This window comes from Arthrobacter sp. NPDC056886 (assembly GCF_042788715.1).
Taxonomy (GTDB): Bacteria; Actinomycetota; Actinomycetes; order Actinomycetales; family Micrococcaceae; genus Arthrobacter.
The window spans coordinates 176,440-197,750 of the sequence record NZ_JBHUBT010000007.1; the positions used below are offsets into that span (position 1 = coordinate 176,440).

The 21,311-nt window shown below is 66.2% G+C and carries 21 protein-coding genes; 9 read left to right on the top strand and 12 right to left on the bottom strand.

All coding sequences use genetic code 11. The annotated features are described in order from the left end of the window. Positions 1–3: 3 nt before the first annotated feature. Positions 4–975 (bottom strand): DMT family transporter, encoded by a 972-nt coding sequence (locus ACFRJ8_RS13730; protein WP_377986716.1) that lies wholly within the window; start codon positions 973–975, stop codon positions 4–6. Here ACFRJ8_RS13730 and ACFRJ8_RS13735 point away from each other — a divergent pair. Further along, the gene (locus ACFRJ8_RS13735) at positions 974–2,389 is read left to right on the top strand and encodes a PLP-dependent aminotransferase family protein (RefSeq protein ID WP_377986717.1); all 1,416 of its coding nucleotides are present in this window, start codon (positions 974–976) and stop codon (positions 2,387–2,389) included. The genes ACFRJ8_RS13730 and ACFRJ8_RS13735 overlap by 2 nt on opposite strands. Positions 2,390–2,411: 22 nt before the next feature. Here the strand turns inward: ACFRJ8_RS13735 and ACFRJ8_RS13740 are convergent, their stop codons facing one another. After that, positions 2,412–2,816, bottom strand: a complete 405-nt coding sequence (locus tag ACFRJ8_RS13740) for a type II toxin-antitoxin system VapC family toxin (protein ID WP_377986718.1) — start codon at positions 2,814–2,816, stop codon at positions 2,412–2,414. A gap of 8 nt (positions 2,817–2,824) precedes the next feature. Continuing rightward, on the bottom strand, positions 2,825–3,163 hold the full coding sequence (locus ACFRJ8_RS13745) for a YnfA family protein (protein WP_377986719.1): 339 nt from the start codon (positions 3,161–3,163) through the stop codon (positions 2,825–2,827). Positions 3,164–3,304: 141 nt separating this feature from the next. Between ACFRJ8_RS13745 and ACFRJ8_RS13750 the strand changes: the two genes are divergently transcribed. The 4 genes from ACFRJ8_RS13750 to ACFRJ8_RS13765 all read left to right on the top strand — a co-directional run bounded on the left by ACFRJ8_RS13750 (position 3,305) and on the right by ACFRJ8_RS13765 (position 7,105). Further along, positions 3,305–4,102 carry a dioxygenase gene (locus ACFRJ8_RS13750; protein ID WP_377986720.1) on the top strand — a complete coding sequence of 266 codons (798 nt, stop codon included), beginning with the start codon at positions 3,305–3,307 and terminating at the stop codon, positions 4,100–4,102. A gap of 146 nt (positions 4,103–4,248) precedes the next feature. Continuing rightward, on the top strand, positions 4,249–5,106 hold the full coding sequence (locus ACFRJ8_RS13755) for an SDR family oxidoreductase (RefSeq protein WP_377986721.1): 858 nt from the start codon (positions 4,249–4,251) through the stop codon (positions 5,104–5,106). A 102-nt stretch (positions 5,107–5,208) separates the two neighbouring features. Further along, entirely contained in the window at positions 5,209–5,715 is a 507-nt protein-coding gene (locus ACFRJ8_RS13760; RefSeq protein ID WP_377986722.1) for a universal stress protein, read from the top strand. Between the two features lie 199 nt (positions 5,716–5,914). After that, positions 5,915–7,105, top strand: a complete 1,191-nt coding sequence (locus ACFRJ8_RS13765; protein WP_377986723.1) for a hypothetical protein — start codon at positions 5,915–5,917, stop codon at positions 7,103–7,105. A gap of 89 nt (positions 7,106–7,194) precedes the next feature. On the opposite strand, the gene trxB is transcribed toward ACFRJ8_RS13765, so the two are convergent. Together trxB and ACFRJ8_RS13775 are read right to left on the bottom strand one after the other, a co-directional pair. Further along, the gene (gene trxB / locus ACFRJ8_RS13770) at positions 7,195–8,208 is read right to left on the bottom strand and encodes a thioredoxin-disulfide reductase (protein ID WP_377986724.1); all 1,014 of its coding nucleotides are present in this window, start codon (positions 8,206–8,208) and stop codon (positions 7,195–7,197) included. A gap of 120 nt (positions 8,209–8,328) precedes the next feature. Further along, positions 8,329–8,973, bottom strand: a complete 645-nt coding sequence (locus tag ACFRJ8_RS13775) for a LysE family translocator (RefSeq protein WP_377986725.1) — start codon at positions 8,971–8,973, stop codon at positions 8,329–8,331. Between the two features lie 242 nt (positions 8,974–9,215). Here ACFRJ8_RS13775 and ACFRJ8_RS13780 point away from each other — a divergent pair, with 242 nt between their 5' ends. After that, positions 9,216–10,811, top strand: coding sequence for an MFS transporter (locus tag ACFRJ8_RS13780; protein WP_377986726.1), 1,596 nt, complete (start codon positions 9,216–9,218; stop codon positions 10,809–10,811). A 49-nt stretch (positions 10,812–10,860) separates the two neighbouring features. On the opposite strand, the gene ACFRJ8_RS13785 is transcribed toward ACFRJ8_RS13780, so the two are convergent. The 4 genes from ACFRJ8_RS13785 to ACFRJ8_RS13800 form a co-directional block, all read right to left on the bottom strand. Next, on the bottom strand, positions 10,861–11,529 hold the full coding sequence (locus tag ACFRJ8_RS13785) for a GAP family protein (RefSeq protein ID WP_377986727.1): 669 nt from the start codon (positions 11,527–11,529) through the stop codon (positions 10,861–10,863). A gap of 39 nt (positions 11,530–11,568) precedes the next feature. Further along, positions 11,569–12,723 carry an AI-2E family transporter gene (locus ACFRJ8_RS13790; protein ID WP_377986728.1) on the bottom strand — a complete coding sequence of 385 codons (1,155 nt, stop codon included), beginning with the start codon at positions 12,721–12,723 and terminating at the stop codon, positions 11,569–11,571. Positions 12,724–12,828: 105 nt separating this feature from the next. After that, positions 12,829–13,215: an SHOCT domain-containing protein gene (locus tag ACFRJ8_RS13795; RefSeq protein WP_377986729.1), complete on the bottom strand. Its 387-nt coding sequence runs from the start codon at positions 13,213–13,215 to the stop codon at positions 12,829–12,831. An 89-nt stretch (positions 13,216–13,304) separates the two neighbouring features. Beyond that, a complete protein-coding gene (locus ACFRJ8_RS13800) occupies positions 13,305–13,748 on the bottom strand; it encodes a hypothetical protein (protein WP_377986730.1) in 444 nt (147 codons plus the stop codon). Positions 13,749–13,980: 232 nt separating this feature from the next. On the opposite strand from ACFRJ8_RS13800, the gene ACFRJ8_RS13805 reads away from it, so the two are divergent. Next, positions 13,981–14,811 (top strand): class II glutamine amidotransferase, encoded by an 831-nt coding sequence (locus tag ACFRJ8_RS13805; RefSeq protein WP_377986731.1) that lies wholly within the window; start codon positions 13,981–13,983, stop codon positions 14,809–14,811. A gap of 161 nt (positions 14,812–14,972) precedes the next feature. Here the strand turns inward: ACFRJ8_RS13805 and ACFRJ8_RS13810 are convergent, their stop codons facing one another. Both ACFRJ8_RS13810 and ACFRJ8_RS13815 read right to left on the bottom strand, forming a co-directional pair. Further along, positions 14,973–16,541, bottom strand: a complete 1,569-nt coding sequence (locus tag ACFRJ8_RS13810; RefSeq protein WP_377986732.1) for a hypothetical protein — start codon at positions 16,539–16,541, stop codon at positions 14,973–14,975. A gap of 283 nt (positions 16,542–16,824) precedes the next feature. Beyond that, complete coding sequence (locus ACFRJ8_RS13815; RefSeq protein WP_377986733.1) at positions 16,825–17,385, bottom strand: ion channel; 561 nt, start codon at positions 17,383–17,385, stop codon at positions 16,825–16,827. 248 nt (positions 17,386–17,633) lie between these two features. Here ACFRJ8_RS13815 and ACFRJ8_RS13820 point away from each other — a divergent pair, with 248 nt between their 5' ends. After that, positions 17,634–20,177 (top strand): LuxR C-terminal-related transcriptional regulator, encoded by a 2,544-nt coding sequence (locus ACFRJ8_RS13820; RefSeq protein WP_377986734.1) that lies wholly within the window; start codon positions 17,634–17,636, stop codon positions 20,175–20,177. 226 nt (positions 20,178–20,403) lie between these two features. After that, on the top strand, positions 20,404–20,856 hold the full coding sequence (locus ACFRJ8_RS13825) for a universal stress protein (RefSeq protein WP_377986735.1): 453 nt from the start codon (positions 20,404–20,406) through the stop codon (positions 20,854–20,856). A gap of 118 nt (positions 20,857–20,974) precedes the next feature. On the opposite strand, the gene ACFRJ8_RS13830 is transcribed toward ACFRJ8_RS13825, so the two are convergent. After that, positions 20,975–21,271 carry a hypothetical protein gene (locus tag ACFRJ8_RS13830; protein ID WP_377986736.1) on the bottom strand — a complete coding sequence of 99 codons (297 nt, stop codon included), beginning with the start codon at positions 21,269–21,271 and terminating at the stop codon, positions 20,975–20,977. Positions 21,272–21,311: the final 40 nt, after the last annotated feature.

Genomic DNA, 21,311 nt, shown 5'->3' on the forward strand with positions numbered 1-21,311 from the left:
GCACTATTGGGCCGTCACCTCCGCCGTCTCCTTGGACTTCGTCTCCTTGGCCCTCGGCGGGCCGGAGCGGGAACGGAGGGCCAGGCCGGCGCAGGAGACCACCGCAGCGCCGCCGATGATGGTGGTCCAGGTCAGGTCCTCGGCCAGGATGAGCCCGGCCCAGCAGATGCTCAGCACCGGCTGGACGAGCTGGATCTGGCTGACCTGCGCCATAGGGCCGATGGCCAGGCCGTGGTACCACGCGAAGAAGCCGAAAAACATGCTCACGACCCCAAGGTACGCGAAAGCCGCCCACTGCACAGGGGTGGCGGACGGCGGCTGCCCGGCCATGGAGAACGCCGCCATGCCCACCATCAGGGGAGATGCGAGAACAAGTGCCCAGGAAACGGTCTGCCACGCGCCGAGTTCGCGGGCCAGCTTGCCGCCTTCGGCGTAGCCGATGGCCGCTGCCACGACTGCGCCGAAGAGCAGCAGGTCCGCCAGCTGCAGGTGTCCGATCCCGCCGGACTGCACGGACGCGAAGCCGATGGCCGCCACCGCACCGACGCCGGTGATGGCCCAAAACGGGATGGACGGGCGTTCGTGGCCGCGAAGGACTGCCATCGTCGCCGTCGCGGCCGGGAGCAACGCGATGACGACCGCGCCGTGGCTGGCGGGAACGGAGACGAGGGCGAACGAGGTCAGCAACGGGAAACCGACCACTACTCCGCCGGCGACGACGGCGACGCGGGCCCACTGGGCGCCGCGGGGCGGGCGCTGCCGGGTCAGGACGAGGGCGCATGCGGCGAGGACGGCAGCAACAACCGCCCGGCCCGACCCGATGAACAGCGGCGACAGCCCGGCAACCGCCACGCGGGTGAACGGAACCGTGAAAGAGAAGGCCGCGACGCCGAGCAGTCCCCACCACGCACCGGTTGCCGGCCGGGTAGATAGCGGTTGGTCCATAACGGTAGTAGCGCTACTATTGTCTCTCATGTACAACGATAGCACCTCGCGGATTGCGGCACAGCTCCGAGAGTGGATTGCCGATGCCGCGCCCGGTGCCCGGCTGCCCTCGACGCGGACCCTCGTTGCCGAATACCAGGCCAGCCCGGTGACTGTGCAGAAGGTTCTCCGCATGCTCGACGCGCAGGGCCTGATCGAGAGCCGTCCCGGCGTCGGGACCTTCGTGCGGGCCGTCCGGACAGCCCGGCCCGCGGACTACGGTTGGCAGACTTCCGCGCTGGGCTCGCCCCGGGCCCCGCTGCGCCCCGTTTCCACCGCCATGCGCAGCGCCCCGAACGATGTCATCGCATTCCACTCCGGCTATCCGGAGCGGGAACTCCTGCCCGAGCGCCTGGTGCGGGCGGCCTTGACGCGCGCAGCCCGGGGCGAGGCGGCCCTGTCGCGCCCTCCCGCGGCCGGCCTGCCCGAACTGCAGTCGTGGTTCGCGCATGAACTCCGCACCTCTACGCCGGCCGGCGTCACGCCACCGACCCCGAGCGACGTGATCGTGCTCCCCGGCAGCCAGAGCGGGCTCAGTTCCGTGTTCCGGGCACTGGTGGGCAGTGGGCAGCCCCTGCTCGTGGAATCGCCGACCTACTGGGGAGCTATTCTGGCTGCGGCGCAGGCCGGTGTCCGGGTAGTTCCGGTGCCGAGCGGCCCCGAAGGCCCGGACCCGCAGGAGTTGGCCCGGGCCTTTGAGGAGAGCGGCGCGCGGGTGTTCTATGCCCAGCCGAACTACGCCAATCCCACCGGCGCGCAGTGGCCGGCCCGGGTGGGGGAGCAGGTGCTGGAGGTGGTGCGGGCCTACGGGGCGTTTCTGGTTGAGGACGACTGGGCGCACGATTTCGGCATCACCACCGACGCGGCGCCCGTTGCCGCCCGTGACGATTCCGGCCATGTGGTCTACCTTCGCTCGCTGACCAAGAGCGTGTCCCCGGGCATCCGCGTTGCAGCGGTGATCGCCCGCGGCCCGGCCCGCGACCGTATCCTGGCGGAGCGCGGGGCCGAATCGATGTATGTCAGTGGCGTTCTCCAGGCGGCCGCGCTCGACGTCGTCACGCAGCCGGCGTGGCAGACGCACCTGCGCGGGCTGCGCCACCAGCTCCTGGTCCGCCGGGACCTGCTGGTCAGCAGCCTGCGGGAGTATGCCCCACAGGCCCATGTGGAGCACGTCCCCACGGGCGGGCTGAACCTCTGGGCACGCCTGCCCGACGGGACCGACGTCGACCAGGTTGTCCGTGACTGCGAGGGCGCCGGGGTCATCATCGCCGCCGGCACCGAGTGGTTCCCAGCGGAACCGGCGGGACCGTACATCCGGCTCAATTACGCCGGACCCAACCCGGGAGCTTTCCGGGAGGGCGCCCGGATCCTCGGCAAGGTGCTCGACCGTACGGCCGGCCGGTAAGGCGGGGCCCGGTTGGCCCACGTTAGTCCAGGGCGAGCAGAGCCTGGGGTTCCGCGATCGTGACCAGTCCCTGCACGGTCACAGCCAATCTGGCATCGAGCGTCACAAATGCGTCTGCCTGAAGCTGGGTCAGGGCCACGTATTCGGCGTCGAGGGTGTCCTCCCATCCGAGCTGCTCGGCGAGCCTCCACGCGGCGCGCTGCAGGACGCGGTCGCCGAGGAGCCGGATGCGAAGGCCACGCAGGTAGTCGAGCTGACGGTCGGCGTCGGCCTCCGTCAGCTCGCCGCGCCGGACCGACTGGTACAGGAGCGAGAGCACCTGTGAGCGAAGGAGCGTCGGGGCCACCAGTTGGTGTTCGTCGGCGATTGCCGCCCCGCTGCGGGCGAGGTAGAGCGCCACATCCGGGGCAATCACGAAGCGGGTCATTGTCGCCTTCAACCGGCGTCACGGGGAACGAACATGATGACGGCGACGCCGAACAGGCAGATCACCGTACCCAGGACGTCCCACCGGTCGGGCCTGAAGCCGTCGAAGATCATGCCCCAGGCCAGGGACCCGGCCACGAACACGCCGCCGTACGCGGCGAGAATGCGTCCGAAGTGGGCATCCGGCTGGAGCGTTGCGGCAAAGCCGTAGATGCCCAGCGCCGCGACCCCCAGCCCGGCCCACCACCAGTCCCGACCCTCGCGGACGGACTGCCAGACGAGCCAGGCCCCGCCAATTTCAGCGGCCGCCGCCAGGATGAAGAGCATGATCGTTTTCGCGATAGTCACGTGTTCATAATGGCACTGCCTTGCTGACGGCAGCGTCGCAATGCTGGCCCAGTCTCCCCATTCGGGCTGCGCCTTCGCGCAGCCCGCGGCCCCGCGCACAAGAAACTTGAAGCTTCAATCAAATCCGGGTACGATAGTTCCATGACTCAGACCGCCGACCGGCCTCCGGTCCTCTTCCTCAGCCATGGAGCGCCGCCGCTGGCCGACGACGCCACGTGGACCCGCGAACTCAATGCCTGGTCCGGCACGTTCGGCAAGCCCAAGGACATTCTCATGGTCTCCGCCCACTGGGAGAATGCCCCCGTGACGCTCAGCGCCACCGGGCGCGATCCGGGGCTGGTGTACGACTTCGGAGGCTTCGCCCAGAAGTACTACGAGGTGGTCTATGACGCCCCGCAGGCGCCTGAGCTTGCTGCCGAAGTGGAAAAGCTGGTGGCCGCCCACGGCCACCACGTGGAGCGCGACGAGAGCCGCGGCCTGGACCACGGAGCCTACGTTCCGCTGAAAGAGATGTATCCGGCAGCGGACGTGCCGGTGGTGCAGATGTCCATGCCCACCCTCGATCCGCAGGGATTGTTCAACCTCGGGGTCTCGCTTGGGCCCCTGCGGGAGCGTGGCACACTGATCGTCGGATCGGGATTCACCACGCACAACCTGCGCTGGTTCAATCCCGCCGGCGGACCGGACAGCGCCCCGCCCGCCGTCTCGCGTGAATTCGACCACTGGGCCGAGGAAGCCATGGCTCGCGGCGACGTCGACTCCATCCTGGACTTCCTCAACAAGGCCCCGGCCGCCCGCGAAGCGCACCCCCGCAGCGAGCACTGGGCTCCGCTCTATGTTGCACTCGGGGCCGCCTACGCTTCGGGAGACATCCAGGCCAAGACGGCGATCGACGGGTTCTGGTTCGGGCTGTCCAAACGCTCGTGGACCCTGACCTGACCGTAGAGCGGTCGCACGACGTAACTGTCGCACAACGTAACACCGGGAATGACCCGGACCGGGGGCCGGTTGTGAACCCCGGCGCCGGTTCGGCCGCACGCCAGAATCACGACATGAACAACCACCACGAATTCTAGGAGCGCAACATGACGATTGCAGTAACGGGTGCTACAGGACAGCTGGGCCGGCTGGTCCTCGAGGAACTGCTCAGCAGCCAGGAACCGGGTTCGCTCGTGGCCGTGGTCCGCGACGCCGCGAAGGCCAGTGAGCTCGGCGCCCGTGGCGTCCAGGTGCGCGTCGCGGACTACTCCGATCCGGCGGCGCTTACGGAAGCCCTTACAGGCGTCGACAAACTCCTCCTGGTCTCCGGCAGCGAAGTTGGCTCCCGCGTGGCCCAGCACGCCAATGTGATCCATGCGGCCAAGGCCGCAGGCGTCGGGTTCATCGCCTACACGTCCGTCCTGGCCGCGGACACCACCGAATTGATCCTGGCCCCGGAGCACAAGGCCACAGAGGAGCTCGTCCGCGCGTCGGGACTCGACTTCGCGATCCTGCGCAACGGCTGGTACACCGAAAACTATGCCCAGGCCGTGGCCACAGCCAAGCAGACGGGCGCCGTCGTGGCCGCTGCCGGTGACGGACGGGTGGCCAGCGCCACCCGGGCAGACTATGCGGCCGCCGCAGCTGCGGTGCTCAGTTCCGCCGGGCACGAGGGCCGCACATACGAGCTCTCCGGCGACTACGCCTGGGACTTCAAGGAACTGGCGACGGCGATCACCAAGATCGCGGGCAGGGAAGTGGTCTACCGGCCGGTCTCGGCACCCGAACTGGTAGAGGTCCTGACCACTGCCGGGCTCGACGAAGGCACTGCAGGATTCCTCGCCGCCCTGGACTCGGACACCAAAGCCGGTCTGCTGGCTACCGTTACGGGCGAGCTGTCCGGGCTGATCGGACGGCCGACGACGCCGCTGCTGCAGGCTCTGGAGGCCGCCACCGCGAGCTAATACCTTCGCCGACGGGCAGCAATGGGCATAATGAAGGCGTGGATTCTCTGCACGCCCCGGGCATAGGCGGCCAGCGGCTGCGGGCCTCAACTGATGGGTTCCGTGGAACCGCCAGCTGATTTCGGGCAGGCCGGTGACGGGCCGTGGACGGACGGCCCGCTGGTTCTCGGCGTCCCGTGGGCATTCGAAGAACGGCTGGTGCGGGCCGCCGCAGGGCTGGCAGCGATCATGGGGGCGCACTTGATCTGCGCGTTCGTGGACCCGGCCAGCTATCTCACGGAGTGGGAGCCGGCCGAAGTCCTGGAAAGCACTTCCCTGGATCCTGCCCGCAATACGGAAGCCGAATTCCCCGCCTCGCAGCTGCTCAGCGGCCTCGAGGGCATTCTAGGGCCGCCCGGCGGGGCGTGGTCCTTCAGGGTGCTGAACGGGGAAGTCGCCCAGGCCCTAGGCCGGCTGGCGGAAAGCACGGATGCGGCCGCGCTGATAGTCGGCGGCCAGCGGCCCGGGCGGATTGCCCGGATGAGCCGGCTGCTGGAGGGCTCGGTCAGCGTGTCCCTGACACGTTTGCAGGCCAGGCCCGTGCTGATCATTCCGCACCTGGGGCCGTAACCCGCGGCCGGCCCTGCCGCCCGCAAACATAGGTGCGGCGCTCACGCCGTCCGGCCCAGCACCGGGGGATTCATCCGCTCTGGGTGACGGCACCAAGCCCACGCGGTCTTAACGTTGGGCTATCGCCGGCGGAGGCCACCCGGGCTGGCCCTGGCGGCGGAACTGCCCCGGTTGCCACGCCAGCGAATCGAAGTGAGTGATGTCGGAACCAACCCACCGCGCAGCCGTCACGGCCGAGTCGCGGGCGCTCGTCATCGGCAGCGTGGGCTTCCTGGCCCTCGGCATCGTCGCGTTCCTGCTTGTCGGGCGCGAACCTGTCCCGTTGTCCGGACGAGGATCGGCCGGTGACATCGCGGCCCTCGGCACCGCGGTTCTAGGGGCCGGGGCAGTGGTGGCCGGTTGCATGCAACGCGGGCAGCCCTGGTCACTGCCGGCCCCGTCGTCGTCGGCCCGGTCATCATCAGCGCTGTCTTCATCGGCGCTGTCATCATCCGCACGGCGCAGCCGGATTCGCAATTCCATCGACGTCGCAGGCCTCGCGCTGGCCCACGCGTTCATCTTCCTGCTGGGCTGGCTGGCGCTTTTCGCGATCTTCCAGCGGGCGTTCATTGGGGCAGTCCTCTATCCGGTGGCGGCTGCCATCCTCGTCGGGACCACGGGCGCCATCAGCGCCTACACCGCGTACCTTTCCGCGCTCAGCATGACCGCCTATCGGCTCTCCGCGCTCCTCGCCGGATTCCTCGTCACTGGAATCCTCACGAGCATGCTCACTGCCGAGAACCCGCAATGGTGGCAGGAGAACCTCAGCGCCCTCGGCATGAGCTCGGACGTTTCCGGGGTGGCGTTCAACTTCACCCTGATCGTCGCCGGCGTCGTGGTCACCACACTGGCGGGCTATGCGACGGCGACACTAGCGGCGACCGCGACGACGTCCGCGGCGCGGCATCGAGTCAAGGTGCTCGAAGGGGGCATCGTACTCATTGGCGTCTTCCTCGCCGGCGTGGGACTATTCCCCGTCGATGAGCGCTTCGGCATCCACACCCTGTTCGCGTCCGGCATGGTGGTGGTGTTCGCGTCCCTGATCGTCCGCATCCGCGCCCTGGTTCCCTCCATCTCGGCGACCTTCGCGGCGCTCGGTTGGGTCTTCCTGGCAGTCATCTTAGTGGCTGCTGTGCTGTGGTTCCCCGTGGGCTACTACAACCTCACCGCCGTGGAGCTCATCGCCGCCTCGCTGGTCTTCGCCTGGCTCATCGTCCTGATCCGCAACCTCGCCGCCGTCGACGCCGACCAGCTCGATGCGACGCTTCACGCTCGCCCGCTGTCACAGCCCACCAGTCCGGCAGCCCCGCCTGCCCCAAGAGCAGCAGACGGGACCCCGGCCGAACCGTAAGGGCTGAACCGTGAGGGCTGAACCGTGAGTGCTCTATCCCCCTGAGTGCAGCAGGCAGGCGTGAAGCTGCCCGCGTCCGGCGCGGTGGCCTACGAGTGCGTGGGTTCTTCGACCAGGGCGGTGGCGATGCTGTCGGCGTCGTCGAGCGCGGCAAGGTAGCGTTCGGCGTCGAGGGCCGCGGCGCAACCGGTTCCGGCGGCGGTAATGGCCTGCCGGTAGCGGTGGTCCACGGCGTCCCCGCAGGCGAAGACGCCGGAAAGGTTCGTGACCGTGGTGGGGGAGTCCACCTTGATGTAGCCCTCGGCGTCGAGCTCCACCTGGCCGCCCAGCAGTTCGGTCCGAGGCAGATGGCCGATCGCGACGAATATGCCGGTGGCGCCGTGGTTGCGGGTTTCGCCGGTGCGGGTGTCGGTCAGGGTGACGCCGGTGACCTTGGAGTCCCCGTGGATGGCGGTGACGGCGGAGAACCACGCGAAGCTGATCTTGGGGTTGTCCTTGGCGCGTTGGGCCATGATGCGGGAGGCGCGGAGCTCGCCCTTGCGGACCACCACGGTGACGGTCTTCCCGAAACGCGCCAGGAAGGTGGCTTCCTCCATGGCCGAGTCGCCGCCGCCCACCACGATGATGTCCTGGTCCCTGAAGAAGAACCCGTCGCAGGTGGCGCACCAGGAGAGTCCGTGGCCGCTGAACTTCTTCTCCTCGGGCAGGCCGAGTTCTTTGTAGGCGGAGCCGGTGGCGAGGATGACGGCGGGCGCTTGGTGCGTTTCGCCGGCGCCGGTGACCACGCGCTTGAGATGGCCTGCGAGCCGGACTTCGGTGACGTCGTCGAACACCACTTGGGCGCCGAACTTCTCTGCCTGTTGCTGGAGGCCGTCCATCAATTCCGGGCCCTGGATGCCGCCCGGGAAGCCGGGGAAATTCTCCACCTCGGTGGTGTTCATGAGGGCGCCGCCGGCAGTGACGGCCCCGGCGATGACCAGCGGCTCGAGGCCGGCGCGGGCGGCGTAGATTGCCGCGGTGTAGCCGGCGGGGCCGGAGCCGACGATGATGAGCTGTTGGGTGCCGGCGGCTTCGACGGCTGGCTCGGCTGGGTTGTGGGGCATTGGATTCCGCCATCCCTCCGGGAGACCATATGGCGTTCATCCTTGCACACGGTACGGGTGACGGCCATCACCCCTTTCGGGTGACCCGGTGCACCTGCGCGGCGCGGCCCTAGGGATCGGTTATGCGGAGACCAGCGTCTGCGTCAGGATCGTGCCGCCAACCCCGACCAGGACCGCGCCCGAACTGCCGACGACGATCCGGCCGGTTCGGGGCCGGGCGAGGAAGCCAGTCACTTTTTTGAGCGCGCTGAGCACCAGCACGTACCAGGCCAACGCGATCACTAGAAAAATGCCCGCCATCACGGCGTGCTGGGCCAGAGGCGGCAGCGGGGCGAGCGTGAATTGCGGGAACAGGGACAAGTAGAAGACGGCGACTTTCGGGTTGAGCAGGTTGCTCACCATTCCCTGCACGAAAGGCGAACTTCCGCCGGGTTGGCGTCCAGAGACGGATGCCGCAGGCAGGCCCTCTTTCATGGGATTTCTGGCGAATGCCTCTGCGAGCGCCCGGGCACCCAGGTAGAGCAGGTAGGCGGCCCCGGCGATTCGGATTATGGTCCCAAGAACCTCCGATGCTCCCAGCAGCGCCGTGACACCAAGAACGGCCAGCGCGGCAAGAATCGTGTTGCCCACCATGATTCCGGCGACGGCGGCTGCTGCGGCCCGGGGGCCGCGGGCCGCATTCCTGAGCACGAGCGCAAAGTCCGGGCCGGGCACCAGGACCACCACCAGGCAGGTCAGCACAAAAGCCGTTAGCTGTTCGACCATCTTGGTTTGCCTCCGGGGCGGGCTCGTTGGTGGGACGTGAAGGAATGCCCCGCAAAGCCCGGGCAGTCTCCTACGTTAGGCCATCGAGGCGTTGGGCTGTGGCGCTCCCTGGCTATTCCGGACCCTGGGGCTGAAACCTCACCCGCCGGGAATGATTCGGACTTGGTACTTGGCAGTTAGCGTGGCTTCAACATCGCATGTGAAACGACCCGGGACGCGGCGAGCCGCGGGGATGGCCAATCATGAACTCTCCAAGCGACGGCGACGCGCAGACGGTGCCGTTCAACCAGAAACTCGCGCTGTTGCTGGCGATGGCGATGTTCGTGCTCGTCGTCGATACATCGATCATGAACGTCTCGATCTCCGCCGTGGTGAGGGACATCGGCGCGACCGTCAGCGGACTTCAGTCGACAATCGCCCTTGAAGCTCTGGTGTCCGCGGCTTTTATCCTGATCGGCGGCAAGATCGGCGACTTGATCGGGCGCAAGCGCGCTTACGTCATCGGGCTTGCCTGCTACGCCGTCGGCGCAGTGGCGATGACCCTGGCCCAGAGTCTCGTCCCGATCATCATCTGCTGGGCTCTGATCGGCGGCCTTGGCGCCTCGCTGCTGCTTCCCGCCATGCAGTCCCTCATCCACGGAAATTTCGAGGGAGATGCCCAGCATCGGGTCTATGCCCTGGTCGGCGCCTCGGCGGCGATCGCCGCCGCCGTCGGGCCTCTGCTGGGCGGCTTCATCACCACGTTCCTGTCCTGGCGGGTGGCCTTCCTGCTCGAGGCCCTGATCATCGCGGTCGTATTGTCCGGAATCAGGCTCGTCAAAGACGTGCCGTACACGGGGCCCCGGCAACTGGATCTCTTCGGATCAATCCTGTCCATCGTGGGCATGGGCGGCGTCGTGCTCGGCATCCTGGTCTGGCAGGAAGGCGGCGAGGCGGTGGGCGCACTCCTGGCTGTCGGTGCCGTCGGCCTGGGCGGCCTGGTCTATTGGCTCATTCAGCGCAAACGCCGTGACAAGCCGACACTGCTGGATCCGGACCTTTTCCAGACGAAAACCTTCCGCTTTGGTGCCACGGGACAAATGCTCCAGCAGATCGCCCTGGGCGGCACGATGATCGTGCTGCCCATCTACCTTCAGATGGTGCTCGGATACAACGCGATGCAGTCAGGTCTGTCGATCGCCCCGCTCTCGCTGACCATGTTCGCGGTCGCCATGATCGCCGGGAAAAGAGCCGGGAGGCGGCGCCCGGCCAGCCTCATACGGTGGGGTTTCTTGTTCCTGGTCGTGGGTTTGGTGGTGCTGGTCCCGATCGTGCCCCGCGCGGACTCCGGCTGGTGGCTCCTGATCCCGCTGATCATCTCAGGATTTGGCCTGGGGCTGCTGGTATCCCAGCTCAACAACTACACCCTGTCTCCGATTTCGGACGAGCGGGTCAGCGAGGCCGCCAGCGTGAACTCGGCCGCGGGATCGTTCGGTTTGTCCTTCGGGCTCGCCTTCGCCGGCGGCATCATGCTGGCATCGTTGTCGACCATTTTCATCGGCTTGTCGAATGCCAGCACGGTCCTCCCGCCCGACGATAAGCAGCAGGTCGCGACCGTGCTGGAAGACGACGCCCAGGTGATGAGCGACGCGCAACTCCAGGAACAGATCGCCGGCCAGCCGGAGGACATCCAGAACGAAATCATCCGCATCAACACGGAGGCACGGCCCCTGGCCCTCCAGATCGCACTGTTCGTCCCCATCCTTGCCGGCCTCGCCGGGCTCGGCACTTCCTTCCGCATGATACGGATCCCTGACCCCAAGCCGGCCGGCACCGGCGAGGGGAGCGTCCTGGGCTGAGCCCTGGGGTTCCGGCGGCGGCTTTGGCCAATCTGCGGGGCACTTCCGGTCAGAGTTGCAGGAGGCTGTAGCCAACGATGAAAAGCCCGATCGCCAGCGTGACGATCGCCGCTATCCTGCGTCCGTGACGCTGCAACCAGTTGTAGAGGGTGGTCAAGGGTGCTTGGGCGCGTTCCGGTGAGCGTAGCCACACTGCGACGGGAATGACGACGGCGGATTGGGCCACGACGGCGTAGGCCAGGATCAGCACGCTCCCTTCCAGCGGCGGCGGTTCCTGGACACTGATCACGGCGCCTGCCGTAACGGCCAGCAGGATTGCCTTGGGACGCAGGTTCAAGCCCAGGCCCAGAACGACGAATTCCCAAGGCCGGGCGGAGCGGAACCTCGACGTCATTTTGCCAAGCATGGCGTTGTCCCGCTGGCCCTTGCCCACGAAAAGGTATAAGGAATAACCAATCAGAATTGCTCCGATCACAATGGCAATCTGGGCCAGTAGTTCGTCCTTGCGCAAGAGCGGCGGCCTGCCGGGCAAGAACTGCAGCCCGACCGCCGACAGGCCCACCACCATGATCGAACCCGCCAGGCTGCCGATCAGGAAGGGCAGGGCGCCGCGGCGTGGATCTGGCGAGAGCAGAATCATGATCGTCACACTGACAGGCACAGTGCTCATCGCCCCGGCGAGGCCGAAGAGCACCAGGCTGGTGATGGTGCTCAGCATGCGTCTCTCACCGGCCCCGGGCAGTACCGTGACGGCGCGTCATGGCTTCGGCGCACTGCCGGTGTCCGGGCGGCCTGGCCGCGGCCTGCCGCGGCGGGCGCGGATCGCCTCGTCCTCTTGTTTGAGCAGCATTGCCACGTCCGTCTGGTCGCCCGTCAATGGCCGCCACCATGCGATCCTGGGATCGGAATCGAGCAGGATGGCGCGAACGAAGAGCGTCAGTGGGACGGCGAGGATGGCACCGACAGGGCCCAGGACCACGGCCCAGAAGAGGACGGAGACAAAGGTCAGAGTCTCGCTGAGCGACACTGCGTTGCCCACGTACTTCGGTTGAATGATGGACTGGATGACGCCGTTGATCCCGCCATAGATGACGATGATGGCCACTACAGTCGGCCAACCACCGGTGAGGAATCCAAAGAACAGCGGGGGGACGATGGCGATGAAGTACCCGATGTTGGGGATAAAGCTACAGATGAACGAGAGCAACCCCCACAGCAGGGCACCGGGGACTTGCAGGATGACAAGGACCAGCCAGTTGAACACGCCTTGGGCGAGCCCGAGAACGGTGGTGGCGACCATATAGCGGCGCACGCCGGTTCCGAAGACGTCAAGCGCGGCGACCAGTGCCGGTCGGTGGTAGTTCAGGTGAGTCAGGATCACCGGTACGCGCGAGCCATCCAGTGCCATGAGGATGAGCATTGTCAAAATGATCACGAGGCTGGCCACCAGGCCCGCGATGTTGCCCAGGAGGCCGCCGAGGAACCCGATGATGCGGCTCGGAGTAAACCCGTTCAGGACTTCCTGGGCTTGTTCAGGGCCAAAACCCAAGGATTCCAGCGCACTGGCAATTGTGGCGCCGAGCTGCTGCACTTGGGGGGCGTATTGCGGCAGCAGCGCGGAGAACTGTGCCAGTGAGGCAATGAGAACCGTGGCGAAGGCGGTCAGCAACCCGAAGACGGCCGCGATTGTGGTCCCCGTGGCTATGCCCCGGGGTATCCCTCGTCCTTGCATCCAGCGGCGCACGGGATGAACGCACAAGGTGAGCACGAACGCGAAGAACACCGGTGTGACGATTCCTCGCATCGCACCAAGGCCGAATGCGACTACGGCCGCGCCGGCCAGGGCAAGCAGGATGGTTACGCTGCGGGGGAGGGCCGGACGTGGATCGGATTCCGGTGATGCCGGTTCCATGAGCCCTCCTTGGTTCAGCCTGGCTCCAGCGTAGAGGCGAGGAGGAGTGCTGATTAGTGAGTTCTTACGGCTCGCTCCCCGATTATTAGGGTTCCCCAATCTGAGTCAGACGACTACTTTGCTCTTGATCCGGTTGAACTCCTCCGGAGTGATGGTTCCAGCGTCCATGAGCGCCTTGGCCTTGGCGATCTCGTCGGTCGGGCTCGCTGCGGCCACCTGGCGTATATACGCATCGGTTTCGGCCTGGCTCTTGCGCGCCTGGGCCATTGACCGCTCCGCCATCCCCTTGCCGCGCGCAATCATGTATGCCAGCACGGACAGGAGGGGGACAAAGACCAGGAAGATGATCCAGACGGCCTTCCACCAGCCGCTGAGTTCGTGGTCACGAAAGAGGTCGCCGATCACCATGAACAACGCCCAGAGGAATGCGAAGAACGCATAGAAGATGAACAGCCACCAGAAAATTTCCCAAAAGTTCTCGAAGAAATCCATTTGGCTTCCCTACTTTCATTTGGCGAACGTTGTTTGTGGACGGGGCTCTGGGGGCGGGGTTGGCATGTCCAGGTTTCGGGCGGGCCGACCTAGCACTCCACGTCATTCGAGAGGTCGCTGAGGGCGGCCTGCACGTTCGCGGCTTCGTCCCGCAGGGAGTTGGCTGCCTGGCTCAGTGTCGCGGTGTCGGGAATGGCGCTGACTGCGGCAGCAAACTTCTGTTGGGCAGCCTTGACGGCATCCACCCGTTCCTTGGCCGCGTCACCGGCTGCGTTAAGGAGATCGTCGTAGGCTTTCTTGACCTGGTCCCGGGCCGACTGGATCTGTTCCACCGTGACACCTGGCTTGAGCGTGTCCTTAAAATTCGTCAGCGATGCGGAGAAGGCATCCGAGGCAGCGCACACCGGTGAAACGCTCTTAATCTGGCTGGTCGCGGGGCTGGTGCTCGGGCTTGTGGTGCTGCAGCCGGCGAGTAACCCGAGGGCTGCCCCCAGCGCCATCATCCGCGCTAGGACTGGTTGCGGTCTCGACATTGCAAGGCCCCTCTCTCCGTAGGCTTGCGCTCCTCATGGGCTGACGCCTGGCAGCCCAATCACTGGCAGGTACCACCAGTGTTGGCTTTGGACCACGCAGGCGCGTCACCCGCCGCGGGTGATCCTGCGGCCGGCGCCCAGGCCCTCCCACAGCTGGTCGAATCACCCCCGGATGATGATGTGCGGGGCCCGGAACGCGTGATGGACTGCTGTCCAAAACGAGGAGGACGCCATGTGCCGTTGGCTCGCGTATTCAGGTTCGCCGGTGAAACTTGATGATCTTTTGTACAAACCCGTCCACTCGCTCGTGATGCAGAGCAAACATGCACGGATGGGAGTCGAGACCACCAACGGCGACGGATTCGGCGTTGGCTGGTATGGATCGGCCCCGACGCCCGGGGTGTTCCGCAGCACCGAGCCGGCCTGGCACGACCGCAATCTCCGCGAATTATCCGCCCAGGCGTCCGCCGGGCGCGTTTTCGCGCACATCCGGGCCACGACCGGATCGGCGATCCAGCAGACAAACTGCCATCCGTTCCGGCACGACCGCTGGCTGTGGATGCACAACGGACTCATCACGGATTTCCCGACGGTCAAGCGCGACTTGGCCTTCGCCGTCGAGCCGTCGCTGTTTCCGTTAATCGAGGGAGCGACGGACTCGGAACTGTTCTTCTACGTCGCGCTCACCTTCGGCCTGGAGCAGGATCCGCGTGCTGCGGTCGCCTCCGCGGTGGGACTGATTGAAGACGTCGGAAAGCGCCACGGCATCCAGTACCCCATCCAGATGACTGTGGCAACCACCGACGGCGAGAGCACGTGGGCGTTCCGCTACTCGAGTGAAGGCATGTCGCGGACGCTTTACCACAGTGCGGACATCTCCACGCTTCGCGCCCAGTACCCGGATAACCCCATGCTCCAAGAGCTATCCTCCGACGCGCGCGTGGTGGTTTCCGAGCCGCTGGGGGATCTGCAGGGGGCGTGGAGGGAAATACCGGAATCGACGTGCCTCGTTGTGCACGGAGGAGGAGAAGACCTCTTCCCGTTCTCGCCGACAGCTCCCTAACCTGCATTGCGCCGGCCGCCTAGCGCTGGCGGCAGCTTGCCCGGCGAGTGCCGGCCGCAACCGGCCGGCCCACCGCAAGACAGGACACTGTGAGACCCAGGGGGCTTTCTGACCAGGTGTCAGTCTCCCAGCGCAAGCGTGCCCCTCAGGAATGCATGCCCTCAGGGGAGACGGAGCGTGGGATTCGGCTCGTCCGGGGGGTCACCCGCGCTGGATGACTTTGCTGGGGCGGAGTCCGGGGAACCAGCCGCCGTTGCCGGCGCTCGGGGAGTCCCCGGTGCGGACTCCGGCGTGGGCTGTGGGGCAGGCCCTGTGGCGGGCACGGCGACAGGCTCGGTGACGGGCTCGGTGACGGGTTCGGTGACAGCCGGCTCGCCGCCTGGCCCGGGAGCAACGGCGGGGCGGCACAGCAGTTCGATCAGGAGAATGGCCAGCACGGCCAGAACCGCTGTCCAGATGGCGACGGCCGCCGTCGGGTCCTGCCAGAAGATCAGTACCAGCACAGCGATACCGACAATCGCCGCTTCCAATATCCGCCGGTAGCGGGCCAGCCAGAGTTGCCAGGGTTTGGCTTGGCCTGCCCCGATCTTCCCGGTGATGTAGTCTCCCGCACTCGCCAGGCCGTGCCGGACAAACTCCGCCGGACGCGAGTGGCCGCCCAAGAACGCCGCCAGAGCGATGATGAGTCCCACCACGAAGACGAGGCGCAGGGTGGTGCGCAGCGGCACCAGGAATGTCTCGACCAGGCTTTGAGCCGCCGCCGGGGTGACAGAACCCGGCGGGATCGAGTTGAGGAGGACAGCGCGCCCGATGACAAGTGCCAGGGCCAGCAACGCCATGGCTATCGCCACGGCCAAACCGACACCGCTGGTGGTGCTCCGTTTCCGGCCGCGGGGGGCCACAGCGATTGCGCCTACGGCGGTAATCACCGTCGACCACGCCAATATCGGGGCGGTCGCATCCAGCGTTCTGATGGCGTTCGTGGCCCGGACCAGCTCGGGCGACTGGAACAGGGTGATCTGCCTGTCAATGTCCGGGATTCTGGCGGCGATTCCGACCCCCTGGTCGACGAGGGCGGCCTTGACCCGGGCAACGATCTCCTTGGTCGAGATTGACACCGTGCCGCTTTGGTCGATACTTACAGCGCCGCCTGTGCTACCGGTGGCAAGGTTCACGATGCCTTGGTGTGCCACCCGGTTCACCTGGATCCAAAGATCCTGGAACTGCGGCGTGGCCACGAAATTGGACACGGTGGAATGAATCAGATTCTTGGTCTGCTCCGCAATCGCCGGTGCCAGCCCGGTGATCACCGCTGCCACGCGCGGGGCCGTCTTGCTGAGTTCGTTGAGGGCATCCCGGGTGATGGCCTCGATGTCCACGGAATCGGAGATCTGTTGTGTGACCTTGTCCGTGATCTCGGCCTGGATCGCAGGGTCCGATGCCAGCGGTGCCACCGTTGCCACGTAGCGATCGGTGTCGAGGATTTCGCTGCGCAAATACATGGCCGGCACGGCGGCGAAGGCCAACACTGCCGTCAGGACCACCAGCACGATGGCCACTATCCGGCGAGCCAGCCCTGGGTGGCGTGGTCCGGAAGGCCTCGGTGGGGCTTGTGTGGCCTGCCGTGCGTCGTCCCGTTCGCGCTGCAACCGGGCAACTTCGGCCCTTAGCCTCAGTATTTCTTCCTGTTCGGTGCTGCCGGAGCTCGGGGGCTGTTCTTGGAGAGACATGGGGTACCGCCTAGGTAGCAACTCGTCGACCGGGCCCGATGTACCGCGGTTGGGCACTCATGACAATTTTCATTGTCCGCTCGGGGCGTTCGCGCAACCCCACCCACACCGGGTGATCTAACCTGCGGGCAAAGGGCCGCCGGTCATGCAACGCGGGGTCGATCGGCACCCCGCATCGCCGTCCGCCCACGGGTTTTGAGTGTCCGCTGCTGCATTCCCCGCCGAGCCTCTGCCCATTGGCCGGCAATCATCCGTTTCGGGTGATAGCAAAGGCGGGATAGGCTCACATGCCCAGACGCCGGCCCGCCGCGAAAAAGGCCACTTTGGCGACTAATAGGAGGGCGCCCAAGTCAGCAATCATTTGGACCGAAACCACCGACCGTGCCAGTTGACTCACCGGTGTGATGTCGCCGAAACCGACCGTGGCAAAGGTGGATGTTGTGAAGTATAGGGCGTCTGTTTTGGTGAGGGGATGGCTAAACGACGACGGGTCTGTCAAGGACAGAGACATGTAAAGCAGCGAGAAAAGACACAGAAACATGAGAATGGCCTCGACCACGGTCACGGCCGCCCGGACCTGGGGGATATGCGCTGCGAGAATCATCCGTAATTGCAGGGACAGCGCGGCGAGAAACACTAAGACGATAGCTGCCAGACGGATCCATGCGGCCGCCGGATTGGCCTGATTGAATCCCCCTACCGGAATAACGAAATAGAGCGCGAGGATTAGCACCGCAAATGCGGCAAGCCGTAATCCCGCCCAAATAAGGACCTGCCTCCGGCCGGCTTTGTCGAGCTCATGGAGGAAAATCGGGTCCGGCTGGCTTCCGGGCTTCGTCGCCATGACTGATGATACCCCCGGCCCCGCAATTCCCGACGCGCCGTAGAGGGGTAGCGCCGGCTGCTATTTGGCCGCGCCAGACGGAGGCGCACAAGGGGTCTTTGCGCCCTGTTAGGGCCCTTTTGCGTCGGCCTAGCATGTGCTACGTGGGAGAAATGCCGAATGTCGGATGGCTGCCTGGACCTCAGTTCAAGATCCGGCCACCCTTGCGCGGGCTGGGAGCGTTGGAGCGTCCGCGTCTGGAACACGCCTTGTCAGCGTCTGCCGATTCGCACCGCCTGACGCTCGTGGCAGCGCCGGCCGGCTACGGCAAGTCCACGTTCTTGGGAGACTGGGTCCGCAACTGCGATCTGCCATGCGCCTGGCTGTCGCTCGATCGGTTTGATACCGAACCCGCCCGGTTGTTTCACGGGGTTGTTGGGGCAATCCAGCGTGCGGCCAGCACATTGCCCCTGCCAGGCAGCGATGCGCTGCTGGCCCTTGACCAGGGCCTCGCCCATGACCGGGCCGCCTCCTACGACCTTTTGCTCCGGGCCCTCGAGGAGCTCACGGAGCCGATTGTCCTGGTAATTGACGACGTCCATTTGGCCGGGCCGGGGCTGGCGAACGGAATCGTGGGGGTGCTGGCGGCGTCGGCGCCCCCATCATTGCGGCTGGTCCTCTCAGGACGGGGCCACACGTCGATCCAGCTGGAACGATTCCGGTACGGCGAGGGCCTTGGCGAATTGCGCGCCCCCGAGCTTGCCTTTACGCAGGAAGAAGTCGCGCAGTTTGCCTGGTCGCTCGGACAGGACGCGGCCTTCGACGCCGGATCCCTCTGGACGATGACTGCCGGCTGGCCGGTCGCCGTGCACGCGAGCATCGTCGCGCTGGCGCAGTCCGGCAACGTGCCGGTGACGACCGCGCCGGGCACCACGGCCAAGCACGTACCACTGGCCGACTACGTGGCGGAAGAGATCCTCGACCAGCTCGAACCATCGCTGGCGGAGTTCATCTTGCGGGCCACAACCTGCGACTGGCTAGGCCGCCGACTCGCCGTCGAACTCTATGGCCGGCCGCACGGCGGCGTGCTCCTCGAGGAATGCATTCGCAACGGCCTCTTCATCGAGGAGCACGATTACCGCGGCGGCGAATCGATGTACCGCTGGCATTCCCTCTTCGCGGCGCAGTGCCGGCGAATCCTGGAGAGGCGCGACCCCCTCCTTGCCGAGCGTCTTCACCGAGTGGCGGCGCGGTACTACCAGGACGCCGACGTCGTCGAGTGCGCAACCCAGGCGCTGCAAGGGCGCGCTCCACGCCAGGCCGTGATGTCGCTGGGCGCGCACTGGCTCGACTTCCTGCTCGGCAATGACGCCCAGACCCTCGAACGGCTGTGCCGGGACTTGCCCACGCCGTGGAGCGAGGACCCCGAGATACTGATGATCAGATCCGTGTGCCGTGAACTTGCTGGCGACAGCGCCGCGGCGTCCGAGCTCACCGATCGGGCGCTATCGCGGACCTTTGTCCTGGATGCGCTTCGCCGCCGGAGGCTTGAGGGGTGCCGGGCCCATTTCGAATCGACGCCTGGCATCGGCCGCACGGATCACCACGCAGCCCCCGCTGAAACCGGCCGGCCGAGCAGGGACGTTCCTGCAAACGGCCACTCCGCGGCCGGCGCGTCAGGACTCTTCTTACTTGCCCAGGCGGAATTTCGGTTGCACCGCACCGGCGAACTCGCGGCCGCCCTGCTTCAGACGGCCGGCGGGACCGGCGCCCCGGAGCAGTTGGAGGGGATTGAGATCTGCGCCCAAGCCGATCTGGCGCTGGCGTTTGGCGGAGCCGGTGATCTGGTGCACGCTTCAGAGCATGCCACGCGGGCGGTGGAGCGCGGAGACGCCCTCGGCTGGAGTTCGCAGGAGCGGATGGCTCCGGCCTGGCTGGCACGCGGAATTGCATGCTACTGGAATGACAACCTGACTGCGGCTCAAACCTACCTGGCGAAGACCCAGAGATTGGGCAGTGACCTGTTCCCGTCCGGGCCGCTGAGTGTCATTTACCGGGTTCTGACTGATTGTGCCACTGGCGATCCGGCCCGGCTTGCCGAATCCGGCTCGGTGCTGGAGACCTTCCATGCACGTGGGCTGTACAGCGTGTCATGGAACGCCTTGCACACGATTGCCCTGGCGAAGGTCGCAGAAGCCCAGGGCGACTTGGACGGGGCGCTGGCGATCGCGCAACCGCTGGGCGCCGGCGGGCATGGGGCTCTGGTGGATACACTGCTGGCAGAGCTGCTCCGCCGCGGAGGTGAGATCACCGCTGCCCAACGCTGCACGGAGTCACTGGCTCATCGTCGGGCCAACTCGTATGTCGACACCTGCGCGAGTCTGACGGAGGCGCTCGTGGCGCACGGAACCGGGGATACTGCGGCGGCGCATGAACGGATTGAACATGCGGTCCACCGGGCCGAGCCAGGATCCGTCCTCCGCCCCTTTGCGGAGCGGAGAGAGGAACTCGCAGAATTGCTCGTGCAGCACGCTGTCTGGGGCACCGCCCATGAATCCTTCATCGCAGCCCTCATGGCACGTGATAGCCAGGGTGACGCCCGGCTTCGGACACAGTCCTACTGGAGCCTGACCGAGCGCGAACGCGAAGTCCTGGCCTACATGCGCTCCATCATGACCGCGGCTGAAATTGCGGAGGCGCTGTACATTTCGGTCAACACGGTCAAGACGCACGAACGGTCCATCTATCGGAAACTCGGTGCCGGGAGCCGACGCGATGCCCTAAAAACGGCAGCCAAACGGGGCATCGTTTGACCCGACGGCCGGACGGGCCCGTGGGCGGGAAGTTCACCCGAACCGGGTGAGGCCAGGGGTGGGTGAGGGATCGACACTGGTGGTAGCCGTCGGTGATTGCCGGGCTCCCGGCGGACGGTCCCTTTAGGAAGGATTCTCCAGTGATAAGGGCAGATCAGGAGCAAGGTAATCCGCTGAGGTCCGAAGGCCTCCTGGCACCCCATGGCGGCGGAGAAAGTCTGGAATCATGACAAATTCGGATCCTTTTGTGATTGTGGTCGGGTTTGACGGCTCCGAGCAGTCGCGCGGCGCCCTTGAATGGGCCGTCGACGAGGCCCGGTACCGCGATGCAGAGCTGCGGATAGTGACTGTTTGGAGCAAGGCGCCGATGTCGTGGTACCCCGCACTGCTGGAAACCGCCGCAGGGGAGGTGGTGGCGGAGGCGTCTCCGGAGCAGCAAGCGGAGGCCCTCTGCGCTGAAGCGGCGCGGGCTGCGGAGGGCGTGAACGTGGTGACGCGGACCGTCCACAGCGACTCGGCGGCATCGGCAATTCTGGACGCCGCACGGGAAGCCCATCTGGTGGTGGTCGGCTCCCGCGGCCACGGCGGCTTCGCGGGCCTGCACATCGGATCGGTCTCTTCCCAGGTGGCCGGCCACTCGCCGTGCCCGGTCTTGGTGGTTCGTCCGATAGCGTCCTGAGTCCCCGGCTGACAGGCTGCGGACGTTCAGCGACCGTCCCGACGTCGACAGTGTTGCGTATCCGGGACTGTTACGGCGGCGGATCCGCTGTGTCAATGAGTCGGTGTGTATTACGGCGTCAGGGCAGGACCTTGTAGAGGTCGATGACCGTCTCTTCGGGCTGCGCGGTGAAGCCGCCCTCGATTCCCTGTTGCATCCGGGGCATGAGGATCGTGTCCCGGAACTTCTCCCAGCTCTCCTTCGAGTCATGGACGGCCATGATGGTCCAGCCGCCCTCTGACTGCCCGGCGGCGTGGAAGATTTGACCCTCCGGCAGGCGCCCCTCGCCTGGATGGACTGCCGCAAGCGACGCCTCGTACTGTTCCTTGGTGCCTCCCCGGAAAAAGTGCACGATTCCGTAGGGCGTGGTCTCCATGGCTACTCCTAGGCTGGCGGATGGGATTTGACAAGGCCAG

Coding starts and splice junctions, on each gene's coding strand:
- ACFRJ8_RS13735 (WP_377986717.1), top strand. CDS start 974: ATGTACAACGATAGCACCTCGCGGATTGCGGCACAGCTCCGAGAGTGG.
- ACFRJ8_RS13730 (WP_377986716.1), bottom strand. CDS start 975: ATGAGAGACAATAGTAGCGCTACTACCGTTATGGACCAACCGCTATCT.
- ACFRJ8_RS13740 (WP_377986718.1), bottom strand. CDS start 2,816: ATGACCCGCTTCGTGATTGCCCCGGATGTGGCGCTCTACCTCGCCCGC.
- ACFRJ8_RS13750 (WP_377986720.1), top strand. CDS start 3,305: ATGACTCAGACCGCCGACCGGCCTCCGGTCCTCTTCCTCAGCCATGGA.
- ACFRJ8_RS13755 (WP_377986721.1), top strand. CDS start 4,249: ATGACGATTGCAGTAACGGGTGCTACAGGACAGCTGGGCCGGCTGGTC.
- ACFRJ8_RS13765 (WP_377986723.1), top strand. CDS start 5,915: ATGTCGGAACCAACCCACCGCGCAGCCGTCACGGCCGAGTCGCGGGCG.
- trxB (WP_377986724.1), bottom strand. CDS start 8,208: ATGCCCCACAACCCAGCCGAGCCAGCCGTCGAAGCCGCCGGCACCCAA.
- ACFRJ8_RS13775 (WP_377986725.1), bottom strand. CDS start 8,973: ATGGTCGAACAGCTAACGGCTTTTGTGCTGACCTGCCTGGTGGTGGTC.
- ACFRJ8_RS13780 (WP_377986726.1), top strand. CDS start 9,216: ATGAACTCTCCAAGCGACGGCGACGCGCAGACGGTGCCGTTCAACCAG.
- ACFRJ8_RS13785 (WP_377986727.1), bottom strand. CDS start 11,529: ATGCTGAGCACCATCACCAGCCTGGTGCTCTTCGGCCTCGCCGGGGCG.
- ACFRJ8_RS13790 (WP_377986728.1), bottom strand. CDS start 12,723: ATGGAACCGGCATCACCGGAATCCGATCCACGTCCGGCCCTCCCCCGC.
- ACFRJ8_RS13795 (WP_377986729.1), bottom strand. CDS start 13,215: ATGGATTTCTTCGAGAACTTTTGGGAAATTTTCTGGTGGCTGTTCATC.
- ACFRJ8_RS13800 (WP_377986730.1), bottom strand. CDS start 13,748: ATGTCGAGACCGCAACCAGTCCTAGCGCGGATGATGGCGCTGGGGGCA.
- ACFRJ8_RS13805 (WP_377986731.1), top strand. CDS start 13,981: ATGTGCCGTTGGCTCGCGTATTCAGGTTCGCCGGTGAAACTTGATGAT.
- ACFRJ8_RS13810 (WP_377986732.1), bottom strand. CDS start 16,541: ATGTCTCTCCAAGAACAGCCCCCGAGCTCCGGCAGCACCGAACAGGAA.
- ACFRJ8_RS13815 (WP_377986733.1), bottom strand. CDS start 17,385: ATGGCGACGAAGCCCGGAAGCCAGCCGGACCCGATTTTCCTCCATGAG.
- ACFRJ8_RS13825 (WP_377986735.1), top strand. CDS start 20,404: ATGACAAATTCGGATCCTTTTGTGATTGTGGTCGGGTTTGACGGCTCC.
- ACFRJ8_RS13830 (WP_377986736.1), bottom strand. CDS start 21,271: ATGGAGACCACGCCCTACGGAATCGTGCACTTTTTCCGGGGAGGCACC.